Here is a 21,853-nt window from a genome sequence, read left to right as displayed (position 1 = left end):
CATAAGGGATAATTCCTGGTTCATCAGTGAAACCGCGCAATGCACCCGCTTCTCTTCCCGGTGAGAGCAGAACGAGGTAATCAGCGTAAGCGTGCTAACGAGCTCACGCTGATTACCCCAGCGATCACAGGGTGGCGCAGCGCGCCAGTTCAGAAACGGGCGCGCCAGTAATGTTAATCAGAACGTCACGTTGGCTTTCACCCACCAGGTTCTGCCCGGCTCGTTGACCGGCGTATTGGCGGAGTAGCCAAAGGCACTATTACCGGCAAGGTTGAGATGTTCGCTGTAGGCGGTGTCGAACAGGTTATCTATTCCGGCGCTGAGCTTTACATTCTGGGTGGCTTTGTAAGTGACATTGGCCGAGAAAATGGCGAAGCCGGAACTGCGCTCGAAATCTTTTCCAACCACGTTACCTTCGTTTTCAGCGATGCGATGCTGACTGCTGACCAGTCGCATTAACCCACCGCTGCTCCAGTTGCCAGACTCCCAGTTCAGACCGAGACGCGCTTCCAGCGGTGGAATTTGCGGTAACGGCTTATTGTCTGCGGTGTTTTCTGCCCACGAATACGCAAGGCTGGCATCGGTTTTCCAGTGGTCGGTCAGTTGGTAGCTGAAACCGGTCTCGCCGCCCATAGTCATGGCATTAACATTATCGGCCTGGCTGATATAGACATTTGCGGAATCATAACGAAACAGGATGTAGTCGTTCACGCGTCCGAGCCAGGCAGACACCCACCCGGTAAAGCGTTCACCGCTGTACTGAGCGCCAATATCAAGCTGAGTGGTCTTTTCGGTTTTGACATTGTCAAAGGCGCTCGCACTACCGCCCGGCCCGTAAGTTGGCGAGAAAAGCTCCCAGTAGTCGGGGAAGCGTTCGGTATAGCCCACTCCCGCATACATCATGAGTGGGATGTCGAGCAGAGTGTGTTCAATGCGGACAAATCCTGCCGGAAGCGTATCGCTGCGGCTGTCCTTTCCGTTGCTGGCCTCGTTATCAACGATGGCGCGATCCAGTCGTGCACCGCCAATGACTTTATTTTGTGTCGTGGCGTACCAGGTCAGTTCGCTAAACACCCCGTAATCGTGGAAGCGTGCATCTTTTACCCAGCCGCGGTTCTTTTTGCTGCGATGGGTATTCAGTTGCATGTCTGCCCCGCTCTGTAGCTGGACGCCCTGCCACAGCCAGGTGCCCATCATACGCCCTCCCACCGTGCGGCGGTCTAGCTGCATGGCCATTGGCCCGCTCATATGCATTGACGAAGCGTCAGGCATATCCATCGATGCCATGCCCAGTGAGGAACCCATATCCATCGGACCCATACCGCCCATTGACGGACCGGAAGGAGAACGAAGCGAATAGTTATCCATAATGTGGTTGGCATAGTTGTAATATGCACTGGCTTCGAACTTATCGAACACATCCCCAATACTGGATTTTTCGAAGCGCATACCCAGGCTTTCACGTTTAAACTGAGAACCGTCCATGCCGCGTCCGGCATAACGTGCTTCGCCGTCGCCCTTACCTGCCGTTAATTCGAGTAGCGTGTCTTTGTCCGGCGTCCAGCCAACGGCAACATCTGCATTCCATTTATCCCATCGGGATGGGACACGATCGCCATTACCGTCCTGGTAATCGCTGGAACGGGATTTATTGCCGGTCAGACGAATATAGCCCTTTTCACTGCCCAGGCTGACATCGGCGTTTTCGTCATAACGGCGACTGGACGCGGCCAGCAGGCTGACGCTGCCTTTTATTCCCGGCTTATCGAACTGTGGCGGTAGCCGGTCAAAACGTAACGTACCGGCTGAATTACCCGGCCCCCACAGCACCGTTTCGGGTCCTTTCACCAGCGTCAGCACATCAAAGTTCTCTGGCGAAATATATGAACTGGGCGCGTCCATCCTCGCCGGACATGCGCCGGGCATGTCACTGTTATTGGTCAGAATACGCAGTCGTGAGCCAAACATGCCGCGAAATACCGGGTCGCCATTGGTGCCGCCATTGCGGATCTGCGAGAAGCCGGGAATGGTTTTGAGGTAATCAGAACCATCGCTGGCCGGAACCGGCTGACGTGGAGTTTTAAGATTTGTCACGACGGTCAGCGGAGAGGCTTCCGGTGCCGTCACTGTCATCACCGGAGCATCCTGTGAAACGTTTTCTTCAACGACGTCATATCTGGAAGGGTGATTATCGGCAAGGGTGATTCCAGGCATAATGCAACCCACGAAAACAGCTAAGCTTATTACGCTCAGAGGAAGAGGTTTCTTATACATAATTTATCCTGATTTTGACATACAAAAATTCGGTCCACTGCAATAGGGCAGGAGACAATCAAAACGTTAGGCCGATAATTAATACGCTTTATCCGCAGTGCATTATTAGCGGGAATGTATTCAGCGATGACGGAATGAATAAACTAATCCCGTTAAATAAAGAACCACATCATTTAAAGACGATATTAATTCTGCGTAATACGCATATTTTCAAAAAAGCGTCGGCCTCATACCTGACGAAATGTTGGGTAGAGAATCAAAAATCAGTCGAAAGGAGGTGCGCGGGGCTGGGCAAGTCCGGGGAAGTAAACCGTAAAACGCGGCAGGATAATACGTGGCGGCGGTGCACAGGATACCCGCAGAGTCAGCCAGACTATGGCGGCGAAGATCCAGAGCATTAATGGCAGATGAATCAGCATAACGCAGTAGCCACAGGCGGCATCGTTCATCATCCCGCCCATCCCGCTCACAGAGGCATGCATTAATGGCATCTGCTGCGTTACATCGGTATCGCTGGCATCTGTCATGGCATTGATGTGATGCCTGTCAGTCGAAGCGGGCATCACAACATGTTCATCATGATTTTCCATCCGCCGGTGCTCCAGCGTTTTCGATACATCCGGCGCAATAAACAGCAGCATGATCGCAATAATCGCGATCGCCGCAGGCAGTTTATTTCGGGAGAATCGAATGAGAGAAAACAAATCTGCGCATCCTGACGAATTAATCAGAGGCAACAGTGTAAAGGAATGAATAGCCTGCTGTTAACAAAAATATCGGGTTTTAAGGATTTTTAATTACAGATAAAAGCGGCAACAAAAAAACAATAAATAAACATCAATTTTTGATATTAAATTAAAACCCGGGCATTTAGTAAAGATGGATGAGATGAAGGGTAAACCTACCAGGTTCATTACAATTTTAGTCAGCAAAAATGCCCCGTTAAATGGGCGGGATAATTTACAGGTTCGACTATTTCACGTCACACCGTAACGTTCTTCTGTCTTATGTCCGGCTGCCAATAAGGTATAGCAGAAAAACGTGATGACGAGGTCAGACACCCAACGCTGACTTATCGTTTTTCTCGGAGTATAAGATGAAGCCATAATACGCCTTGCTTAATGATTAATCAGTGCATGTGAATTTTTATAAGGATGGTATAAAACAGGCCCGCCAAAATAGTAGACGGCCTGTTCTAAATGAATGCCTAATTGCTCTCGATTTTTGGAAGGAACCAGGTGAGTAATCCCGCCAAAGGAAGAAACGAGCATAGCCAGTAAACGTTTTCGATCCCTGTTTTGTCCGCGATCGCTCCCAGGGCGGCCGCAGCAATGCCAGCCAGACCAAAATTAAGTCCATAAAACAGACCGCCAACCAGACCAATCCGGTTAGGTGCAAGCTCCATCGCATAAATAAGGATGGATGCGAATGCACTCGCCATTATCAAATTTATGGATACCGTGAGGATCACCGTCCAGAAAAAATCCGCATAAGGCAACATCAGCGTTAGCGGTAACGGGCCTAATATCGAAATCCAGATTATTTTATAACGCCCAATGTGATCCCCTATGATACCACCGAGTAAAGCGCCTGCCGCTGAAGAAAAAAGGAACAGAAACAGCATAAACTGAGAGGTTTTGACAGAAACCCCAAAATGGTCAATTAAATAAAAGGTGTAAAACGATCGGAAACTTTCCACGTAAGCATTTTTTGAAAACATCAGCAGCGTAAGCACAATCAGACCTGTCGTTACCATTGCCTGCGGATACGTTTTTGATTTATGCCCTTTTTCGCCCTTTTCTTTAATCGACCGAATAAAACTATTTTTGATAGCGTCATGCCGTCCAGACCATCAGAACGACAGCAAGCAAAGCGAATATGGCAAACCACGCCAGGCTCTGCTGTCCACGTTGCACGATTACCAGTGCCGCAAACAGAGGACCCATTGCCCCGCCCGCCTGACCGCCTACCTGAAATATGCCCTGTGCAAGCCCCTGTCGCCCGCCTGAAGCATAGCGTGCCATTCTTGTGGCTTCGGGATGAAAAATTGAAGAACCGATTCCGATGCTGGCAGCCGAAAGCAGGATCAGAGTGTATGAGGGCGCATAGGCAAGCCCCACTAATCCAGAAAGCGTAAACATCATTCCGATAACAGTTGAGTAGGGAAAAGGATGTCGATCGGTGACCGCTCCTACAACCGGCTGAAGCAGGGAGCCTGCAATCTGGAAAGTGAGTGTAATGATGCCAATCTGGATAAAATCGAGCTGATATTTTTCTCTCAGAATCGGGTAAACGGCAGGGATTAACGACTGGATAAGATCGTTAAGTAAATGCGTGACGCCCAGTATGAGAAGAACATTCAAGTAGGTCTTAGGTCGTGTGGCGATCGATGTATTGTTCATGTATATACCAGTATGAAAGGTTAACCCATTCTTCCCTGTTACATTACGTACATGGCAGGAAATTTCACTTATCACCATACCTTCTCAGGGAGGCTGTTGGGAATCACAGGCGCAGCCCACCGCAATCGGCGGCACACGTTATCGTCTCGATACAACGGCACTCACTATCAAAGGCAAACGGCCCAATAAAACCAAAAATCCACATAGAAAGCAGATAAGAGGACAGCTACCAGTACAAAGCACCCCGCTTTCAAGGAGGGTTTTGTTTACCCTTATAAATAGTATTCGTCAGCTTATGCGAAATTAATTAATCACGAGATAAGAATTATAGCGCAGCTTAATTAGCTACCTGGCAAAATTAGCACACTATAATCCAGTAACCCATTACACTTAAATGACATTACGGATATATTATCTCCTGCGTTTTCTCTGAAGGAGGCGCCGATCGTGTTTGTGCCTGGCAGTGCATTTTACTTTATGCGCACTTTCTGACCTGCACGATTTCATAAAATTAGCATTATTCGATAAAACCTTTCCATAATATCGCTTTGAAACAATGATAAATTGTGCCGCCTCAGGGGCCCGCGTCGCTGATAACAGGGTATCGACTAAGTAACTTAAAATAACAGGTTAGAAAAAGTGAATAAAGTTTTGCCATTAACCGTACTTGCTGCGCTCTCAGCAAATGCTGCTTATGCCAGTTCTGGGCCTGAAAGCACCGGGTTTATTGAAGACAGCCATCTTGATGTTTTATTACGTAATGCATTTATCGATCGCGACTATAAGCCTCATGGAATTAAAGAGCGTGCAGAATGGGGCCAGGGCGTTATTGCGTCCTATTCATCCGGTTTTACACAAGGTCCGGTGGGTTTCGGCGTTGATGCACTGGCGCAATATGCTGTTCGTCTTGATGGCGGACGAGGACGCAGTGGCAGTGGCGGTATCGACTTTTTTGCGCAGGATAACGATGGCCGGGCTAAATCCAGTCTCGCTAAGTTTGGTGCCACCGCCAAAATGCGTTTCTCGAATACGGTTCTGAGCTATGGCACACAGCGTCCTGCTCTGCCGATTCTGAATGCCGATGATTCTCGTCTGCTGACTGAAACCTTCACCGGTTTTATGCTTGATTCACAAGAAATTGATGGTCTGGATGTTAGCGCGGGATATTTTACCGCTGAGCAACAGAAAAGTGACGACAGCCATGATACGGGCTTGAACAGCCTGACTTTCGCAGGCGCACATTATCAGTTTAACGCTCAATTCAGCGGCGCATTCTACGCTTCTGATGTTCAGGATGTTTTGAACAAACAATACCTTGGTCTGAATTATCGACAGCCTTTTGCCGCAGACCAGGCGCTAATTCTGGATTTCAATGGCTATAACTCACGCCTCGACCAGTCATTTGCCAATAGCCAGAACACCGGCCGCAGTAACACTATCTGGAGCCTTGCGGCCAGCTATGTATGGGATATTCACACCTTTAAGGTTGCTTATCAGCAAAGTAGCGGTAGCACCGGCTACCATTATGGTGGCTATCGCAATCAAGATGGCATCGGCGATGGCGGCAACTCAATTTGGCTGGCTAACTCTTACTGGTCAGATTTTAACGGTGAAGATGAACGTTCATGGCAGCTAGCCTATTCTGTCGATCTTGCCGGCTTAGGTGTACCTGGCTTGAGCTATGACGTGGCTTATGTGCGCGGCGATAACATCAAAACTGCAGCTTCAGGCAATGGACATGAGCATGAATTCTTTAATCAGATTCAGTACAAAGTTCAGAATGGACCGGCTAAAGATCTCAAGTTGAAAGTGCGTTATTCAGTACTGCGCGTTTCATCAGATGCGGCTGATTACAATATCGGCGGCAATGAAATTCGCGTGTTTGTTGAATATCCTTTCTCTCTGCTGTAAGCCAGCCACCATCAGTTAACTCTTTTTTCCTGATTAAAAGTGGCGATGAATTTCGCCACTTTTCTCAGCGCCGCGCGTTAGGCTTTTTGCCGCAAAAAGCACGTTTTTATTCAGAAATTCCTGCGCCTGTCAGCTTCGCTTTATCCACTCTTTTGGCATGGAAAACACGTCCTGAAACTCGCGAAACTCCCGCTGTGCTACAGACGGGCCGGCCACGGACTAAACACGTAACTCTTCATAGGAAACCATGACGTGTTCCCGGAAAGCCGCTCGCGCAGCAAGGCGATCGTAATAAGAACGTAGTTTAGCTAAGGGCTGCCGAACGACGTCGATACTGTAATAGCGGTACAACACATGTCCAAACTGGACGTCGGTCAGGGAAAAATCATCCCCTGCCAGATAGCTGTGTTTCTCCAGTTGCCTCTCTGCAAACAAAAGATTCTGCTCCAGCGTAGCCATTGCGCCTCGTATTGCATTCTCGTCTCGCTTTTCCTGAGCGGTTCGGACAACACGCCAGAACACCGGCGCAGTAAATGCCATTGCGACATTAATTTTTGACCATTCAGCCCAGCGATCAACGTTCGTTCTTTTTAGCAAATCAGCAGGCCAGAAGCTTTCTGTTCCGTATCGATTAGCCAGATAGCGCAGAATCGCCCCCGTTTCCCACAAAGGCGGATCAGCACGGTCCTGTAGATCACAAACGTGCGATAACGCGCGATACCCTATTTTACTGCTATCGGCTAAGACAGGAAAAGAGTAATGAGCAGCCCGAGTGAATATGAAAAAGACATCCTCCAGCAGCCTGATGCGTTAAGCGACCCGCTGCATTACGCTCTGCCCGCCGGGCTGTATGAACTGGATGTGCACAGTTATGACCGCATTGTTTTGGCTGGTATGGGCTCGTCTGATTATGCACTTATCCCGGTTGAACACGAGCTGATCGCGCGTGGCTTGCCGGTGTGGCGCGTCGATGCGGGGCGTTTGCTGGATATGCCGCAGTTGATCACTCAGAACACATTGCTTTGGATGACATCACAGTCCGGCATGAGTGGCGAAGTGGTTAAGGTAGTGGAAGTAACGGGAGAATCGAGCCTGCTTCATCTGGACTGGAATGGCTTTCCTGTTCATGTGCAGTTAACAGGAAGAATCATGGCGAAGCCAGGGGAGACCGTGGCGTTAAATATCGACCCTCGCCATGTTCATCTGTTTGATAAGGAAAGCGGCGTTCGTCTGTAGCAACAACCGTTCGCCGGAGGATGTTTCGGTCTTCTGGCGAAGCCAGATTCACATTGCGTTTAACCAGTGACAATTGAACCTGCCTGTGATTTTTTTGCTGATGCCAGCTTGCATCGGTGTTGGAATAACAGGGTTTCATTTATCATCACACTTAATTCAAAATGCTCGCTTGTGAAGCTTCCCTGGGATTGATTAAACAGAATAAAAGATATGTCGGATCTTTTAATGGTGGCGGAAAACGGCCACGTCAGTCTGGCTTTGGCGTTGAATATAAGCTTCACCAAACCGAGAAATAAGCATAGATTTATAATTACGTGAAAAATTTTCGTGTATTATTTGCCTCCTTTTCTGCTCTCCTCGTATTTTTAAATGAAACGACATTTTTTCCTCTTTTCACCCCTGGCCTGCTCGCTGCTGTTTTGTTCATGGGGAGCGCTGGCGCAGACCGCCGACCTTCTGCAACAGGATACGTTAACAGGCGACTGGGGAGGCGCACGCACGGATCTGAATAATGCTGGTGTGAATATGACCGGCGAGTACACCTCTGAAACCGCAGGTGTGTTACATGGCGGCGAGCGTTATGGCACCCGTTATGCTCAGCAGATACGGATCGGCGCAACATTTGATCTGAATAAAATGTTTTCCGCTGAACATGCCGGTACTTTCCAGATCACGCTGAATGATCGCCGTGGTCGCAGTGTTTCGGAAGATTTGGTCGGCAACCGCCTGCCTGCGCAGGAAGTTTATGGTGGTCTTTACACTCGCCTGAGTGAGTTCAGTTATGCCAACACCCTGTTCACGCCAAACCTGAAAATAAAGCTGGGTTTAATGGCGATGGGGAACGATTTTGGTGGGATGTCGATCCTGACTAATTTTATGAACGCTGGCTTCTGCGCTCATCCCTTGTCTATGTCTGGCGGCAGCGGCTGGGGTAACTATCCTAACGCCCACCTGGGCGGTGAACTGCGTTATGACATTAACGATCAGTGGGCGGTGCAGGCGGCAATTTTTAACGTTAATCCGCGCGTAAACGGCGCGCCATCAAAAGCATTTAAGCCTTTCTCCAGCGGAACGACAGGTGCTATCGCGCCTGTTGAAGTCATTTATACGCATCATGGCGAACTGCCTGGTCAGTATAAAGTCGGTTATTACTATGATTCTTCCGATGTGGCACGCATTGATGACAGCAGCCATAAAGCGTCGGGACGTTATGGTGCCTATGTGCTGGCCGATCAGACCCTGTGGCAATCCGACCGTTTATCAGCCAGAAACCTGCATGTTTTTGGACAGTGGACCACGACTGATAAAGAGACTTCACCCTTCCGCCACTGGTATAGCGCAGGATTCGTGCTCAATGGACCTTTTGAATCTCGTCCTCACGACGCCATCGCCATCGGTTATGGACGCGCTGAATATAACAAAGACAGCCGACAGGCAGATATTGGCGCCTGGCGACAGAGCGGCGATTTCACCGCAGCGGCTAATTCAGATTCACTGGATCGTGCCGAACAACTAGTGGAGCTGACGTACACGCTACAGGCGACGCCGTGGCTCTCTCTTCGCCCCAGCGTTCAGTACATTAAAGAGCCCGGCGCTTTCTCCAGCAAAGCGATTAAAGATGCATGGGTCGCGGGCATACAGGTGAAAGTGAAGCTGTAACGCGCTGACAAAAAACTGTGACGCCGCGATTTAACTTTCTGCCTTAACGCGATTATTTATGCTGTATCCGTGCGCAAAATCTGGTTGCGTTAGCCAGCCAGGTTTTGCGCATCGCTCACAGAAGCATCGGCGGCACGCAGCGTATTGAACTCCTGTAACAGCGCCTTCAGCTGCTGCATTTTCTGTTGTCCAAACTGTTGTTCAATCTGTTGATAACCTGCGTCGATTTCATCGCAGGCTTTTTGATACAGCACCACGCCCTGCGGCGTCAGAGAGGCAAAAAGTTTGCGCTGATCGTTCAGCGGTTTCAGGCGAAACACTAATCCGTCCCGTTCGAGACGCGACAGAATACCGGTCAGGCTGGGACGTAAAATACACGCCTGCTGTGCCAGCTCATGAAAATCCAGCGAGCGATGCTCGGCCAGAATGCGGATGATACGCCATTGCTGCTCGGTCAGATTGTGGCGGTTGAGTATAGGCCGGAAATATCCCATCGCCGTTTCACGTGCCTGAAGTAATGCAATTGTCAGGGAATCATACATACCCGTACCGCTTGAAGGTTCATAGGTCAAATAAGAACCGCAGTATAACCCGTCGTGCTCCTTTGTCGATACTTTAGGAACAATAACGAGAAAGTGAGCCAACCAAATAATAAATTAATGAAATTTCATCTATACCAGGTAACGTGAGATTTTTCCGTGAAATCGCTTAACCAAAAAACAACTCTTTGTTTTCTATCTAATTAAGTTGGATCCCCCGCTCTGAGTAAAGCGTTGATTTATTGCTGAAGCTTATTAAAAGCGGGAATTATCACAGAAAACTGAAATTTATTAATATGTTAATGTAGGCTGCGTGCCCGCATTTTACCTGATCGCCTGTTCGCAAAAAAACTGTTCGGTTCCAACAAGATCTGAAGCAGCTCAGAGCAACGTTGAACGGGGATTTTGAGCGAAGAGCGGACAGAGTACTGGAATGTGCCGGCACGACAACAGGTCATGCCGGCGTGACTCAGCGAGGCCAGTCGGGCCTGTCCTCGCTGAGAGCTTCGGCCTAATTTGATAAGAAAGCTTCGAGTTTGTTTCTGCCGGCATGCGATGAAAAAAACTTTTCAGCTTCAACTGAACCTACGACACTGATATGTCCGCCATCTAACGAATACGGCACATCCCGGTTTGCGTATTGAGATTTATCAAACAAATCATCACGGGTCAGATAAAGTATATTGGAATAGGTCTGGCTCAGTTTATCCAGAATATCATCTGCATTCTTCATACCCGCCAAAGACAATGCATCCATGTAAGGCGATATATCAAAGCGTTCTTTCTTCCAGACACTCCGTTTATAAAGCTCACCGACATCAGCATTAAATTGATAGGGTTCTGCCATGATGATTATTTTCTTACCTTTGGCAAGATTGATAATATGCTCAAGCCCTTTAACCGTGTCAGGACTTGAGAAGTTTTTCGACCATGAACCGCCCAGAATAATATAATCGTAGTTTTGGATATTTTCGGTTACGTAGTGTCTGTTATACAAACATTGCTCATATGCCCGGGAGGTCTTCGGCCCAAAAAAATCTTCCCCGTCGGACGGGTTACACCAGTTTGTTGTGACAGCCTGAATATCGAGACCGGTTTTTCTGCCCAGCGCATCCCATAAAGGAAGATACTGGCCGGCATATGAATCACCAAACAGTAATGCTTTTTTGCCGCCTTCTTCAGTGGCGCCAATGTGGCATTCCACACCCTCTTTACCAACCGTCAGTGATGGCGTACTGGCGATAGTATAAAAGCACCAGCCGTTTTTTGGGTTAGGTAAAGCCAGATGCTCTATGGCAGCCATATAAGATACACCGCCTCGCCAGGGGAATCCGGACGACTTACGGGTAAAGTCAGATACGGAGATCATTACTGCCAGTGACAGGCAAATAACGGTCATGGAAGTCAGACGCTTTTTACTCTTAAACCAGCTAAACAATCTTTTCTCAAGGACAAAATAGCTTAGAAGCCCAATCGCAAACGACAGCATAACTGCGCAGACGGTATAGAATGTGCCAAGTTTGGTGCCCGCATAGTATAGAAAATATCTTACCGGCCAGTGCCACAGATAGATCGAATAGGAAGACAGGCCAATAAGGCTTAGCCATTTCCCTGAAAAGAGAAAAGAGGCCTGACGTTCGGCATAGATGATCAGCGCTGTGCCAGCAACAGTAAGTGCCGCGCAGTAACCCGGCCATGCGATACGGTCATCAAACAGGATCAGGGACATCAATAAGGCGAGTACGCCAGCATAAAAGGGCGCGGCGCTTGCAGCCGCTTTGTTTGCCCCGGCCTTAAACAGGAATACCAGTCCGCCTGCCAGCATTTCCCATGCACGGGTAACAAGCATATAAAACGCATAAAATTGATTACGCTCTGTCATTACGATGCAGGCAGCAAGTGAAAGGATGAATAAAGCCGCAACCAACAGGGTGATTTTTTTAAGGCTCTGTGTGAATTTAAAACCAATCCAAAGAATGAATGGATAGATTAAGTAGAACTGCCATTCAACGGATAAGGACCAGGTGTGCAATAACAAATTTTCCTGGCCCACAGATGAAAAGTAGTTATTAGCATCTTTAAGCAGTGAAAAATTCGATGTAAACGAAAGGGCTTTAATCGAATACTTTGCATATTCTCTAAGTTCTACTGGCGTAAGGATAAAGAGATTTATAAAAAAAACCGCCAGAACAAGAAGAATGACGGGTGGAATTATGCGTATGAAGCGGGAGGCGAAAAATGCCCCGAAATGGAAATTATGTTGAATTAACCCGGACGCAATAATTTTTGTCATCAAAAATCCGGAAATGACAAAAAAGACATCCACACCTATGAAACCAGCCTTGAACAAGGGGATGTTAAAATGATATAAGACTACAAACACAATGGCATAAGCTCTTAAGCCATTAATATCATTCCTGAAATTATCAACTCTCATTTGGTGTAAATTTCCTCAACATTTTAGCGTTTCCCTCATAAATAGCTAAATTGCTTTAGTGTATATGTGTTATGGTTTCGTAAGGGAAGCATAATTTTTTATTAAGCGCGGCATCTTATCAGAATGATATATAATTTGAAATAAAATAGTTTTAGCTTAATGGCGTCTCAATAAGTACATTATAAAATATATAAAGCTCTGGTTTGACATGCCGATAAAGTCGTTATTTTCTGATTATGGATTTTGTTGCACAGGAATGAATATGACTATTAAAATGACTTGAGCCAAACCTTGGTAATGACTCCAACTTACTGATAGTGTTTTATGTTCAGATAATGTCCGATGACCTTGTCATGCAGCTCCACCGATTTTGAGAACGACAGTGACTTCCGTCCCAGCCTTGCCAGATGTTGTCTCAGATTCAGGTTATGTCGCTCAATGCGCTGAGTGTAACGCTTGCTGATAACGTGCAGCTTTCCCTTCAGGCGTGATTCATACAGCGGCCAGCCATCCGTCATCCATACCACGACCTCAAAGGCCGACAGCAGGCTCAGAAGACGCTCCAGTGTGGCCAGAGTGCGTTCACCGAAGACGTGTGCCACAACCGTCCTCCGTATCCTGTCATACGCGTAAAACAGCCAGCGCTGACGTGATTTAGCACCGACGTAGCCCCACTGTTCGTCCATTTCAGCGCAGACAATCACATCACTGCCCGGTTGTATGCGCGAGGTTACCGACTGCGGCCTGAGTTTTTTAAGTGACGTAAAACCGTGTTGAGGCCAATGCCCATAATGCGTGCACTGGCGCGACATCCGACGCCATTCATGGCCATATCAATGATTGTCTGGTGCGTACCGGGCTGAGAGGCGGTGTAAGTGAACTGTAGTTGCCATGTTTTACGGCAATGAGAGCAGAGATAGCGCTGATGTCCGGCAGTGCTTTTGCCGTTACGCACCACGCCTTCAGTAGCGGAGCAGGAAGGACATCTGATGGAAATGGAAGCCACGCAAGCACCTCAAAATCACCATCATACACTAAATCAGTAAGTTGGGAGCATTACCGAAAAGCGCGCTTTTTGTGCTTTATTAATCATCTTGTAACAAAAAAACGCCATCCTCCGCGGTCAAAAAACAATCAACCCATTGATTATCAAACAAAACTTAAAAATTAAGCCACACAAAATTAAATATTGAGTCCCACCTTAAAAAGCCCTATATTGGCCGCGTTTTTTTAATGATCGGTTTACTTTTTATTCAATTAACCAACTGAGACATAACGTAATGGCTTGGTTGTAGGAGAGATATGATGACGGATAAAGTCCGTATTGACAGTTTAGATGCGCATTCATTAAACCGTAATAACGAAACTTATTTAGCCAGACAGGCTGAGTTTGAATCAAACGTCAGAAGTTATCCTCGTAAATTGCCATTAGCTATCGCCAAAGCACAAGGCGTGTGGATTACTGACGTTGAGAATAAGCAATACCTTGATTGTCTGGCAGGCGCAGGAACATTAGCGCTGGGCCATAATCATCCTGACGTGTTGCAAAGCATCCAAAATGTCATTACCAGCGGCTTGCCGTTACATACACTTGATTTAACAACACCGTTAAAAGATGAGTTTTCTGCTTATCTGCTTTCGTTATTGCCAGGCCAGGGCAAAGAGTATTGCCTGCAATTTACTGGCCCTTCGGGCGCTGATGCAGTTGAAGCGGCACTGAAGCTGGCGAAAAAGCATACCGGCCGCACGGGCGTTATCAGCTTTTCCGGCGGCTATCATGGCATGACCCACGGCGCATTGTCGGTAACGGGTAATCTGTCACCAAAAGAAGCGGTCAATGGCATGATGCCGGAAGTGCAGTTTATGCCTTATCCGCATCTGTACCGCTGTCCATTGGGTATTGGCGGCGATGCCGGTGTAAAAGCCCTGACCTATTACTTCGAAAATCTGATCAACGACGTTGAAAGCGGCGTGCGTAAACCTGCTGCTGTGATTCTGGAAGCGGTTCAGGGCGAAGGCGGTGTGAACCCGGCCCCCGCTGAATGGCTGCAGCGCATTCGCAAAGTCACACAGGAACATGGCATCCTGTTGATTATCGATGAAGTCCAGGCGGGCTTTGCGCGCACCGGTAAATTCTTCGCCTTTGAACACGCGGGTATTGAGCCAGACATTATTGTGATGTCAAAAGCGGTCGGCGGTGGCTTGCCGTTAGCGGTATTGGGTATCAAAAAGCAGTTTGATGCCTGGGAGCCGGGCCATCATACCGGTACATTCCGTGGCAACCAGTTGGCAATGGCTACCGGCCTGACGACGCTGCGTTATCTGAAAGATAACAATATTGCTGGAAAAGTTGCCGATCAAGGCGAGTGGCTGAAAGCCAAACTGGCTGGGTTGCAAAAACGTTATCCGGTGCTCGGCAACGTGCGTGGTCTGGGCTTGATGATCGGCATTGAGATCGTCAAAGCAAACGAAGCGCAGGACCCTATGGGTTGCTTCCCGGCTGACGGCGAACTGTCTGCATTAATACAGAAAAAATGTTTCGAGAATGGCCTGATCCTTGAACGTGGCGGACGCCACGGAAGCGTTTTGCGCTTGCTGCCTTCGCTTCTAATCACCAATGCAGAGCTGGATATGTTTATCGATAAATTTGAAAACGCCCTACTGTCTGCTGGCGTTAAACCGGTATGAGTGGAGTAGATGCGATGTCCCGGTTAAATCCTATTCTGGCTGCCTCAGCACAGAGTACCGAAGCGTACCAGCAAGCCATTGAGCAAAGCAGCCAGGCCGTGGTGAAGTGGTTGCAACAGCCTGAGATGTATCAGGGGAAAACGGTTGCTGAACTGCGTGAACGCATTACGCTGGATTTCAATCCGCAAGGGCTGGGCAACCAGGCCGCTATTGAGCGTGCGATTGAATACTTCCTGAAAGACAGTCTGTCGGTGCATCACCCACAATGCGTGGCACATTTACATTGCCCAAGCCTGGTAGTGAGCCAGGCCGCAGAGGTGATGATTAATGCCACCAACCAGAGCATGGATTCCTGGGATCAAAGTCCATCAGCCACCATCATTGAGATGAAGCTCATTGAATGGCTACGCACTCAGGTGGGTTATCAGCCGGGCGATGCCGGTGTTTTCACCAGCGGTGGCACGCAGAGCAATCTGATGGGGTTAATGCTGGCGCGTGACGCCTTTTTTGCGCGCCAGGGTCACTCTATTCAGCAAGAAGGGCTGACGGGTGACCTGCGTAAAATCAAAGTATTCTGTTCTGAAAATGCCCATTTCTCAGTGCAAAAGAATATGGCACTGCTGGGCCTCGGTTATCAGTCCGTCACGCTGGTAAAAACCGACCGTTTTGCGCGTATGGATGTGAACGATTTAGCTGACAAACTGGCGCTGGCAAAAACCAATGGCGAGCAGGTGTTGGCAATCGTTGCAACCGCAGGCACCACTGATGCAGGTGCCATCGACCCGCTGCGTGACATTGTCACGCTGGCTGCTGAACACAATATTTGGGTTCATGTGGATGCGGCTTGGGGTGGTGCGCTGCTGCTTTCTGAAAAGTATCGCGATTATCTGGACGGCATTGAACTGGTGGACTCTATTACGCTGGACTTCCACAAGCAGTTTTTCCAGACCATCAGCTGCGGTGCCTTCCTGCTAAAAGAAGCGCGACACTATGAGTTAATGCGCTATCAGGCGGCTTATCTCAACTCTGAGTTTGATGAAGCACAAGGCGTGCCTAACCTGGTTTCCAAATCATTGCAGACGACTCGCCGTTTTGATGCCTTAAAACTGTGGATGGGTCTGGAAGCGCTGGGGCAAAAGCAGTATGCCGAGATTATCGATCACGGTGTGACACTGGCGAAACAGGTTGCACACTACGTGTCTGAGCAAGCATCACTGGAACTGGTGATGGAGCCACAACTGGCAAGCGTGCTGTTCCGTTATCGTCCGGCTTCGCTGGCAACCGCAGATAATGCAACGGTAGCATTGCTGAACCAGCAAATCGGCGATGCGCTGTTGGCATCCGGTCGCGCTAATGTGGGTGTAACCGAATTTGATGGCGTAACTTGCCTGAAAATGACGTTACTGAACCCCACCGTGACGCTGAAAGACATTCAGCTGCTGCTGGCTCTGGTTGAGAAAACCGCAGAGCAATTGCAGAACGTATAATCCCTACTGAATTGCAGCGCAATAAAAGGCCGATGACGTTAAGTTATCGGCCTTTTCTCTTACGGCTAATACGGCTAAATGCGGCAGCCCTGTTTTCCTGCCTGCTCACCCTGATCGCATACATTTTTACATCACGACAAATCAGATTCTGTTTACAGCCTGCTGCATACGCTTCATCCTGTGACACGATTTTTAGCCGGTTATGACTCTGCTACGATCGATTTTTAGTAAGAGGTTTTGGTGAAATGACACAAAAAAAGGCCACCCTGATGGGCTTGATCGCTATCGTTCTCTGGAGCGCGATTGTTGGGCTGATCCGTAGCGTAAGCGAGGGATTCGGTGCCATCGGCGGTGCAGCACTGATTTATACGCTGAGTTCCCTGCTGTTGCTGTTGACTGTTGGCTTCCCCAAAATTAAAACCTTCCCACGCCGTTATTTAATCATCGGAAGCGTGCTGTTTGTCTGTTATGAGTTGTGCCTTTCGCTATCGCTGGGTTTTGCCAATACCAGCACGCAGGCGATTGAAGTCGGGATGGTGAATTATCTCTGGCCCGGCTTGACCATCGTGTTGTCGGTGCTCGTCAACAGACAGAAAACCAGCCTCATCATTATTCCAGGGCTGCTGTTATCACTTGCCGGTATAGGCATGGTGTTGGGCGGTGACGAGGGTTTTTCCTTTAGCCAGATTGTGGCAAACCTTTATAGCAACCCGCTAAGTTATGGCCTGGCCTTGACTGGTGCGATCATCTGGGCCATTTATTGCGTCTTCACAAAGAAAACTGCACAAGGCTGTAATGGCATCACACTATTTTTTATGCTGACCGCATTGACGTTATGGATTAAATATCTTTCTGCACCGCAGCCGCTATTTAATATTAATCTGCAGGTAATAATCAGTTTAATACTTGCTGCCTGTGCCATGGGCTGTGGCTATGCCGCCTGGAATACCGGCATTTTACATGGCAACGTTACCATTCTGGCAACGGCGTCCTACTTCATTCCGGTTATTTCCGCTCTGCTGGCCGCCTTAATATTAGGCTCAGCGCTAAACCGTTTCCTTTTGGCAAGGCGCGGCAATGGTCAGCCTGGGCTCGTTGATGTGTCAATACCGATCGAATTCTGACCCACCCTGCCAAAGTAAAACTGACCCACCCCCTTTGAATCATTCGAGCGTTGTTGCTTTCGTTTTCTTCTGGAGTTGACCGCTTTTCAGCTTATCTTTCAGTCGATAGCTTTGGCCGCTGATTTGGGCGATATGCGCATGGTGAAGCAGCCGATCCAGCATCGCTGCCGTCAGTGTCTCGTCATCACCAAACGTTCCGGACCACTGCGTAAACGGCAGGTTGCTGGTCAGGATCACGCTGCCTGACTCATACCGTTTAGCGACTACCTGGAAGAACAGGTTCGCCTCCATTTTACCGAACGGCAGATATCCCACTTCGTCGATGATCAACAGCTTAGGTTTACCTACGACGCGGTTCAGGTAGCCCTTCAGGTCACCCTGACGATGTGACGCCATCAGTTGCAGCATCATGTCGGCGGCGGTAATGAACCGAATGCTTAAACCCGCCATCGCGGCCTTATAGCCAATGGCGGTCGCCAGGTGCGTTTTGCCGACGCCAGAAGGCCCGAGCAGGACAACGTTCTCCTGACGTTCGATAAATGTCAGACCCGCCAACTCCTGGATCTGACTTCGTGGAACGCCACTGGCATAGGCGTAATCGAACTGCTCCAGTGTTTTTATCACCGGCAGGCCTGATAACCGCAAAATGGTCTGGCGACGCCGTTCGTTCTGGCCATCATGCTGGAGCTGCAAAACGGCTTCCAGGAAGTCGGCATGCGTGCCGCTGTTGTCGATGGTCGCCTGTGCCACACCCGGCCACTCTGCCGGCAGGCGGTCGAGCTTGAGTTGCTCGCAGAGCGCGGCAATACGATCATGTTGAAGGTTCATGCTGGCACCTCGAGCAAGGCCTGGTACGTTGCCAGAGGATGTTGCAGGCTCTCGGTCGGCACCGGACGCTGGCTGAGCGCTGGGACAGGTGCAGGCAATGCCAACGTGACCTTCGGTAACGGCAATAGCGCAGCACGCTCGCGCGGCATGCGCTGCTCAGGCGGTACGCCTGTGGTGCCATGCACTCGTGTGTTCGCGACGGTGACCAGCCACTCGCCGATGCGTGTGTTGGCAGCAGGTACATCCAGTACCAGCCCGGCCTGCCGGAAGGTCGCGGTAAGAGGCACGATAAAGCTGTTCTTGAGGTAATGGTTAAACCGCTCAACCTTACCCTTGGTCTTGGCGCGATAGGGTCGGCAGACCTTGGGAGTAAAGGCATACTTCTCGGCGACGTGCATCAACTGCGGGTTCCAGCGATGCTTACCGGGGCCGTAGACATCGCGCTCAATGATGATGGCCTTGGCGTTGTCGAACAGCAGCTGATGCGGCGTCCCGCCGAAGAACCTGAGCGCAGACTCAATGCCGTCACACCAGGCAGCGGAGTCCTGGTTGCTGTAAAACTTGACGAAAGTCGCGCGGCTCCAGCCCAGCGTGGCGACAAAGGCCAGCAATGGGTTATGACCGAGTCTGATGATGGTGAAATCAACTTGCATCTGAAAGCCAGGCTCGGTCTCGAAGCGTGTTACCTCTTCAGTGACGGGCTGCTTAATGGGGTGCAGGAAAGCGGTCAGCATGCTGTAACCACCCTCGTAACCACGCTGACGGATCTCGCGCAGCAGCACACTGGCGGGTATCCAGAGGGGCCTGGCAGCGGCCACGCGCTCAAGGATATAGGTCTTGAACGGGGCAAGCTTGCAGGGGCTGGGTGCGCGAGGCTTGTAGCGCATATCCGCTACGGGCAGCGGGCTACGAATATATCTGCGAACGGTCTCACGAGAGCATGAAAGCTGGCGCGCGATGGCGCGTATCGACATGCCCTGACGGTGTAAAACACTAATCTCCACTCTGGTCTCCAATGTCATCATTGGCAGTGCCTTAAAACTGCCATTTTTACCCTAGGTGGGTCAGATTTACATCGGCAGGTGGGCCAGTTTTACATCGGTAGCGACATTGATGTGCTGGTGGTCAACGCGTGCCAGCGTTGCTGCCAAAATAAAACAGCAAGCCTAATTACACGCATCGTAAATCTTGCACATCCGCGCTCTGCCCGTTAGGGTGTGCAAAATTTTCTGACAGGGTCAGGTAATCCATGACATCTCATACTTCAAAAGATCCTTTGCATGGCGTCACGCTGGAGATGCAGGTAAACAGCCTGGTTTCCCGCTACGGTTGGGTTGAACTGAGCAAGCGAATCAATATTAACTGTTTTAAAAGCGATCCGAGTGTGAAATCCAGCCTGAAGTTTTTGCGGCGTACGCCCTGGGGCAAGAGCTGAAGTAGAAGCACTGTATTTAGCGTCATTAGAGCAGCCACTGCCTGAATCGGAGGAAATCGATACCCCGGCCGATAATCCCTGGTCAAACTGGCGCGGGGATAAAAATTAACCCGGATACAGATCCAAAAAAGCCCCGTAGCCGAAACAGGCGGCGGGGCTTTTTACCGGCTCTCTTACAGTGCCATATCGTGCTGTGTTTCTGCCGCTTTCTGCTGCTGCGGTTGAGCAGCCGGTGCGTCAGCCGCTTTACCAGCCATGTTGATGACTGGCGGCCTGGTCAGTTGCAGCGTGGCTGCGGTGTCATCCCAAACTTGCTGTGCCAACGCGGCGTCATCGTTCAGTTTCTTACCGTAGCTCGGTACAAATTTGTGCACTTTTTCCTGCCATTCTGGCGTTTTGAACTGCTCTGGAAATAGCGCCTGTATCACATTCAGCGCAATAGGTGCGGCCGTAGATGCACCCGGTGAGGCACCCAATAAAGCCGCCACGGTTTTTTGCTGATCGATAACGATTTCGGTGCCCAGCTTCAGCACGCCGCCCTTCGCTTCATCTTTTTTGATGATCTGAACACGTTGACCCGCCTGAATCAGTTTCCAGTCCTCTTTTCTGGCGTTTGGATAATATTCTTTCAACGCTGCGAAGCGATCATCGTCACTTAACATCACCTGACCGATCAGGTATTTGACCAGGTCGAAGTTATCCAGACCGACATGCGTCATCGGTACAACATTTTTAGTCGTCGTCGTGCTCAACAAATCAAACAGCGACCCATTTTTAAGGAATTTGGTAGAGAACGTCGCAAACGGCCCAAACAGCACGACTTGTTTGCCATCAAGATAGCGCGAGTCCAGATGCGGAACGGACATTGGTGGCGCACCGACAGAAGCCTGACCATATACCTTCTGTTTGTGGCGATTCGCGAGCGCCGGGTTTTCTGTTACAAGGAACGAACCACCAACGGGGAAGCCCGCGTAATTGTCTGCTTCCGGGATGCCGGTTTTTTGCAGCAGTTTAAGCGCCCCGCCGCCTGCACCAATAAAGACGTATTTGGCGTCTACAGCACGCTCTTTACCGCTTCTGGCATCCTTGATGATAACGTGCCAGGAATTGTCGCTGTTACGTTTGAAATCGGTGGCTTCAGAAGAGGTTTCCAGCCTGAAGTTATCATGCTTCTTCAGGCTACCAATTAACTGACGCGTAATTTCACCATAGTTAACGTCGGTGCCTACTGGCGTCCAGGTTGCGGCAACCTTCTGCTGCGGATCGCGGCCCTCCATGATTAACGGTGACCATTGCTCGATCTGCTTGTGATCGGTAGAGAATTTCATGCCCTGGAACAGAACGGTCTTTTGCAGCGCTTCATAACGCTTCGTCAGGTAAGCCACATTTTTATCACCCCAGACAAAACTCATGTGCGCCGTGGAGTTAATGAAAGCATGTGGATTAGTCAGTACGCCGCGCTTAACCTGCGCCGTCCAGAATTGGCGCGAGATCATAAACGCTTCGTTGATTGCCAGCGCCTTGGTGACATCAATTGAGCCGTCTGCACGTTCAGGCGTGTAGTTCAGTTCCATATTTGCAGAGTGGCCAGTGCCGGCATTATTCCAGCCATTCGATGATTCAAGCGCGACGCCGTCGAGTTTTTCAACCATAATCTGTTTCCAGTCAGGCTGAAGTTCTTCTAGCCACGTGCCTAAAGAGGCGCTCATGATGCCACCGCCTATCAGCAGAACATCCGCTTTTTCTGAGGAGCTTGCGGCATGCGTTACAGAGGTCACTAATAAAGCTAAAAGGGAAAGCGAGGGCAGGACTTTTGTTGATTTAATCATAGCT

The 21,853-nt window shown here is 49.5% G+C and carries 13 protein-coding genes and 4 pseudogenes; 7 read left to right on the top strand and 10 right to left on the bottom strand.

Features of this window, described 5'->3' with window-relative positions; translation table 11 throughout:
- Positions 1–177: 177 nt before the first annotated feature.
- The 3 genes and pseudogenes from H2P46_RS17865 to H2P46_RS23460 all read right to left on the bottom strand — a co-directional run bounded on the left by H2P46_RS17865 (position 178) and on the right by H2P46_RS23460 (position 4,676).
- Positions 178–2,133, bottom strand: a complete 1,956-nt coding sequence (locus tag H2P46_RS17865; RefSeq protein WP_238939030.1) for a TonB-dependent receptor domain-containing protein — start codon at positions 2,131–2,133, stop codon at positions 178–180.
- A 404-nt stretch (positions 2,134–2,537) separates the two neighbouring features.
- Positions 2,538–2,978, bottom strand: coding sequence for a DUF2946 domain-containing protein (locus H2P46_RS17860; RefSeq protein WP_193406228.1), 441 nt, complete (start codon positions 2,976–2,978; stop codon positions 2,538–2,540).
- Positions 2,979–3,481: 503 nt separating this feature from the next.
- Positions 3,482–4,676: pseudogene (locus H2P46_RS23460) on the bottom strand (MFS transporter).
- Positions 4,677–5,315: 639 nt separating this feature from the next.
- Between H2P46_RS23460 and H2P46_RS17850 the strand changes: the two are divergent.
- Complete coding sequence (locus tag H2P46_RS17850) at positions 5,316–6,587, top strand: OprD family outer membrane porin (RefSeq protein WP_193406227.1); 1,272 nt, start codon at positions 5,316–5,318, stop codon at positions 6,585–6,587.
- Positions 6,588–6,806: 219 nt separating this feature from the next.
- Here H2P46_RS17850 and H2P46_RS17845 read toward each other — a convergent pair.
- Positions 6,807–7,280, bottom strand: a pseudogene (locus H2P46_RS17845) (glutathione S-transferase C-terminal domain-containing protein); the annotation flags it as partial.
- Positions 7,281–7,346: 66 nt separating this feature from the next.
- Here H2P46_RS17845 and H2P46_RS17840 point away from each other — a divergent pair.
- Both H2P46_RS17840 and H2P46_RS17835 read left to right on the top strand, forming a co-directional pair.
- A complete protein-coding gene (locus H2P46_RS17840) occupies positions 7,347–7,823 on the top strand; it encodes a hypothetical protein (protein WP_193406226.1) in 477 nt (158 codons plus the stop codon).
- A 369-nt stretch (positions 7,824–8,192) separates the two neighbouring features.
- Entirely contained in the window at positions 8,193–9,482 is a 1,290-nt protein-coding gene (locus H2P46_RS17835; protein WP_193406225.1) for a carbohydrate porin, read from the top strand.
- Positions 9,483–9,571: 89 nt separating this feature from the next.
- Here the strand turns inward: H2P46_RS17835 and hpaR are convergent, their stop codons facing one another.
- The 3 genes from hpaR to H2P46_RS17820 form a co-directional block, all read right to left on the bottom strand.
- Positions 9,572–10,024 carry a homoprotocatechuate degradation operon regulator HpaR gene (hpaR, locus tag H2P46_RS17830; RefSeq protein WP_193406224.1) on the bottom strand — a complete coding sequence of 151 codons (453 nt, stop codon included), beginning with the start codon at positions 10,022–10,024 and terminating at the stop codon, positions 9,572–9,574.
- Positions 10,025–10,532: 508 nt separating this feature from the next.
- Positions 10,533–12,458, bottom strand: coding sequence for an acyltransferase family protein (locus tag H2P46_RS17825; protein WP_193406223.1), 1,926 nt, complete (start codon positions 12,456–12,458; stop codon positions 10,533–10,535).
- A 308-nt stretch (positions 12,459–12,766) separates the two neighbouring features.
- Positions 12,767–13,464, bottom strand: a protein-coding gene (locus H2P46_RS17820; RefSeq protein WP_239952247.1) for an IS1 family transposase whose coding sequence is annotated in 2 segments (ribosomal slippage) — positions 12,767–13,215 and positions 13,215–13,464 — 699 coding nt in all. Because the reading frame shifts where the segments join, the coding sequence is not laid out codon by codon here.
- A 296-nt stretch (positions 13,465–13,760) separates the two neighbouring features.
- Between H2P46_RS17820 and H2P46_RS17815 the strand changes: the two genes are divergently transcribed.
- The 3 genes and pseudogenes from H2P46_RS17815 to yddG all read left to right on the top strand — a co-directional run bounded on the left by H2P46_RS17815 (position 13,761) and on the right by yddG (position 17,836).
- Positions 13,761–15,146, top strand: coding sequence for a diaminobutyrate--2-oxoglutarate transaminase (locus H2P46_RS17815; protein ID WP_193406222.1), 1,386 nt, complete (start codon positions 13,761–13,763; stop codon positions 15,144–15,146).
- A gap of 14 nt (positions 15,147–15,160) precedes the next feature.
- Positions 15,161–16,633 (top strand): pyridoxal phosphate-dependent decarboxylase family protein, encoded by a 1,473-nt coding sequence (locus tag H2P46_RS17810; protein WP_193406254.1) that lies wholly within the window; start codon positions 15,161–15,163, stop codon positions 16,631–16,633.
- Between the two features lie 245 nt (positions 16,634–16,878).
- Positions 16,879–17,836: pseudogene (gene yddG, locus H2P46_RS17805) on the top strand (aromatic amino acid DMT transporter YddG).
- Here yddG and istB read toward each other — a convergent pair.
- Together istB and istA are read right to left on the bottom strand one after the other, a co-directional pair.
- A complete protein-coding gene (gene istB, locus H2P46_RS17800; RefSeq protein ID WP_193403211.1) occupies positions 17,797–18,585 on the bottom strand; it encodes an IS21-like element helper ATPase IstB in 789 nt (262 codons plus the stop codon). The pseudogene yddG and the gene istB sit on opposite strands and share 40 nt — an antisense overlap.
- The gene (istA, locus tag H2P46_RS17795) at positions 18,582–19,610 is read right to left on the bottom strand and encodes an IS21 family transposase (RefSeq protein WP_193406221.1); all 1,029 of its coding nucleotides are present in this window, start codon (positions 19,608–19,610) and stop codon (positions 18,582–18,584) included. The genes istB and istA overlap by 4 nt, the downstream gene beginning before the upstream one ends.
- Positions 19,611–19,834: 224 nt before the next feature.
- Between istA and H2P46_RS17790 the strand changes: the two are divergent.
- Positions 19,835–20,129 (top strand): annotated as a pseudogene (locus H2P46_RS17790) (VF530 family protein).
- A gap of 64 nt (positions 20,130–20,193) precedes the next feature.
- On the opposite strand, the gene mqo reads toward H2P46_RS17790, so the two are convergent.
- Positions 20,194–21,849 (bottom strand): malate dehydrogenase (quinone), encoded by a 1,656-nt coding sequence (gene mqo, locus H2P46_RS17785; protein WP_193406220.1) that lies wholly within the window; start codon positions 21,847–21,849, stop codon positions 20,194–20,196.
- Positions 21,850–21,853: the final 4 nt, after the last annotated feature.

The sequence above is a fragment of the Mixta mediterraneensis genome (assembly GCF_014946725.1).
Lineage (GTDB): Bacteria > Pseudomonadota > Gammaproteobacteria > Enterobacterales > Enterobacteriaceae > Pantoea > Pantoea mediterraneensis.
Note: the sequence above shows the minus strand (reverse complement) of the source record. Positions and strands in the feature narration are given on the sequence as shown.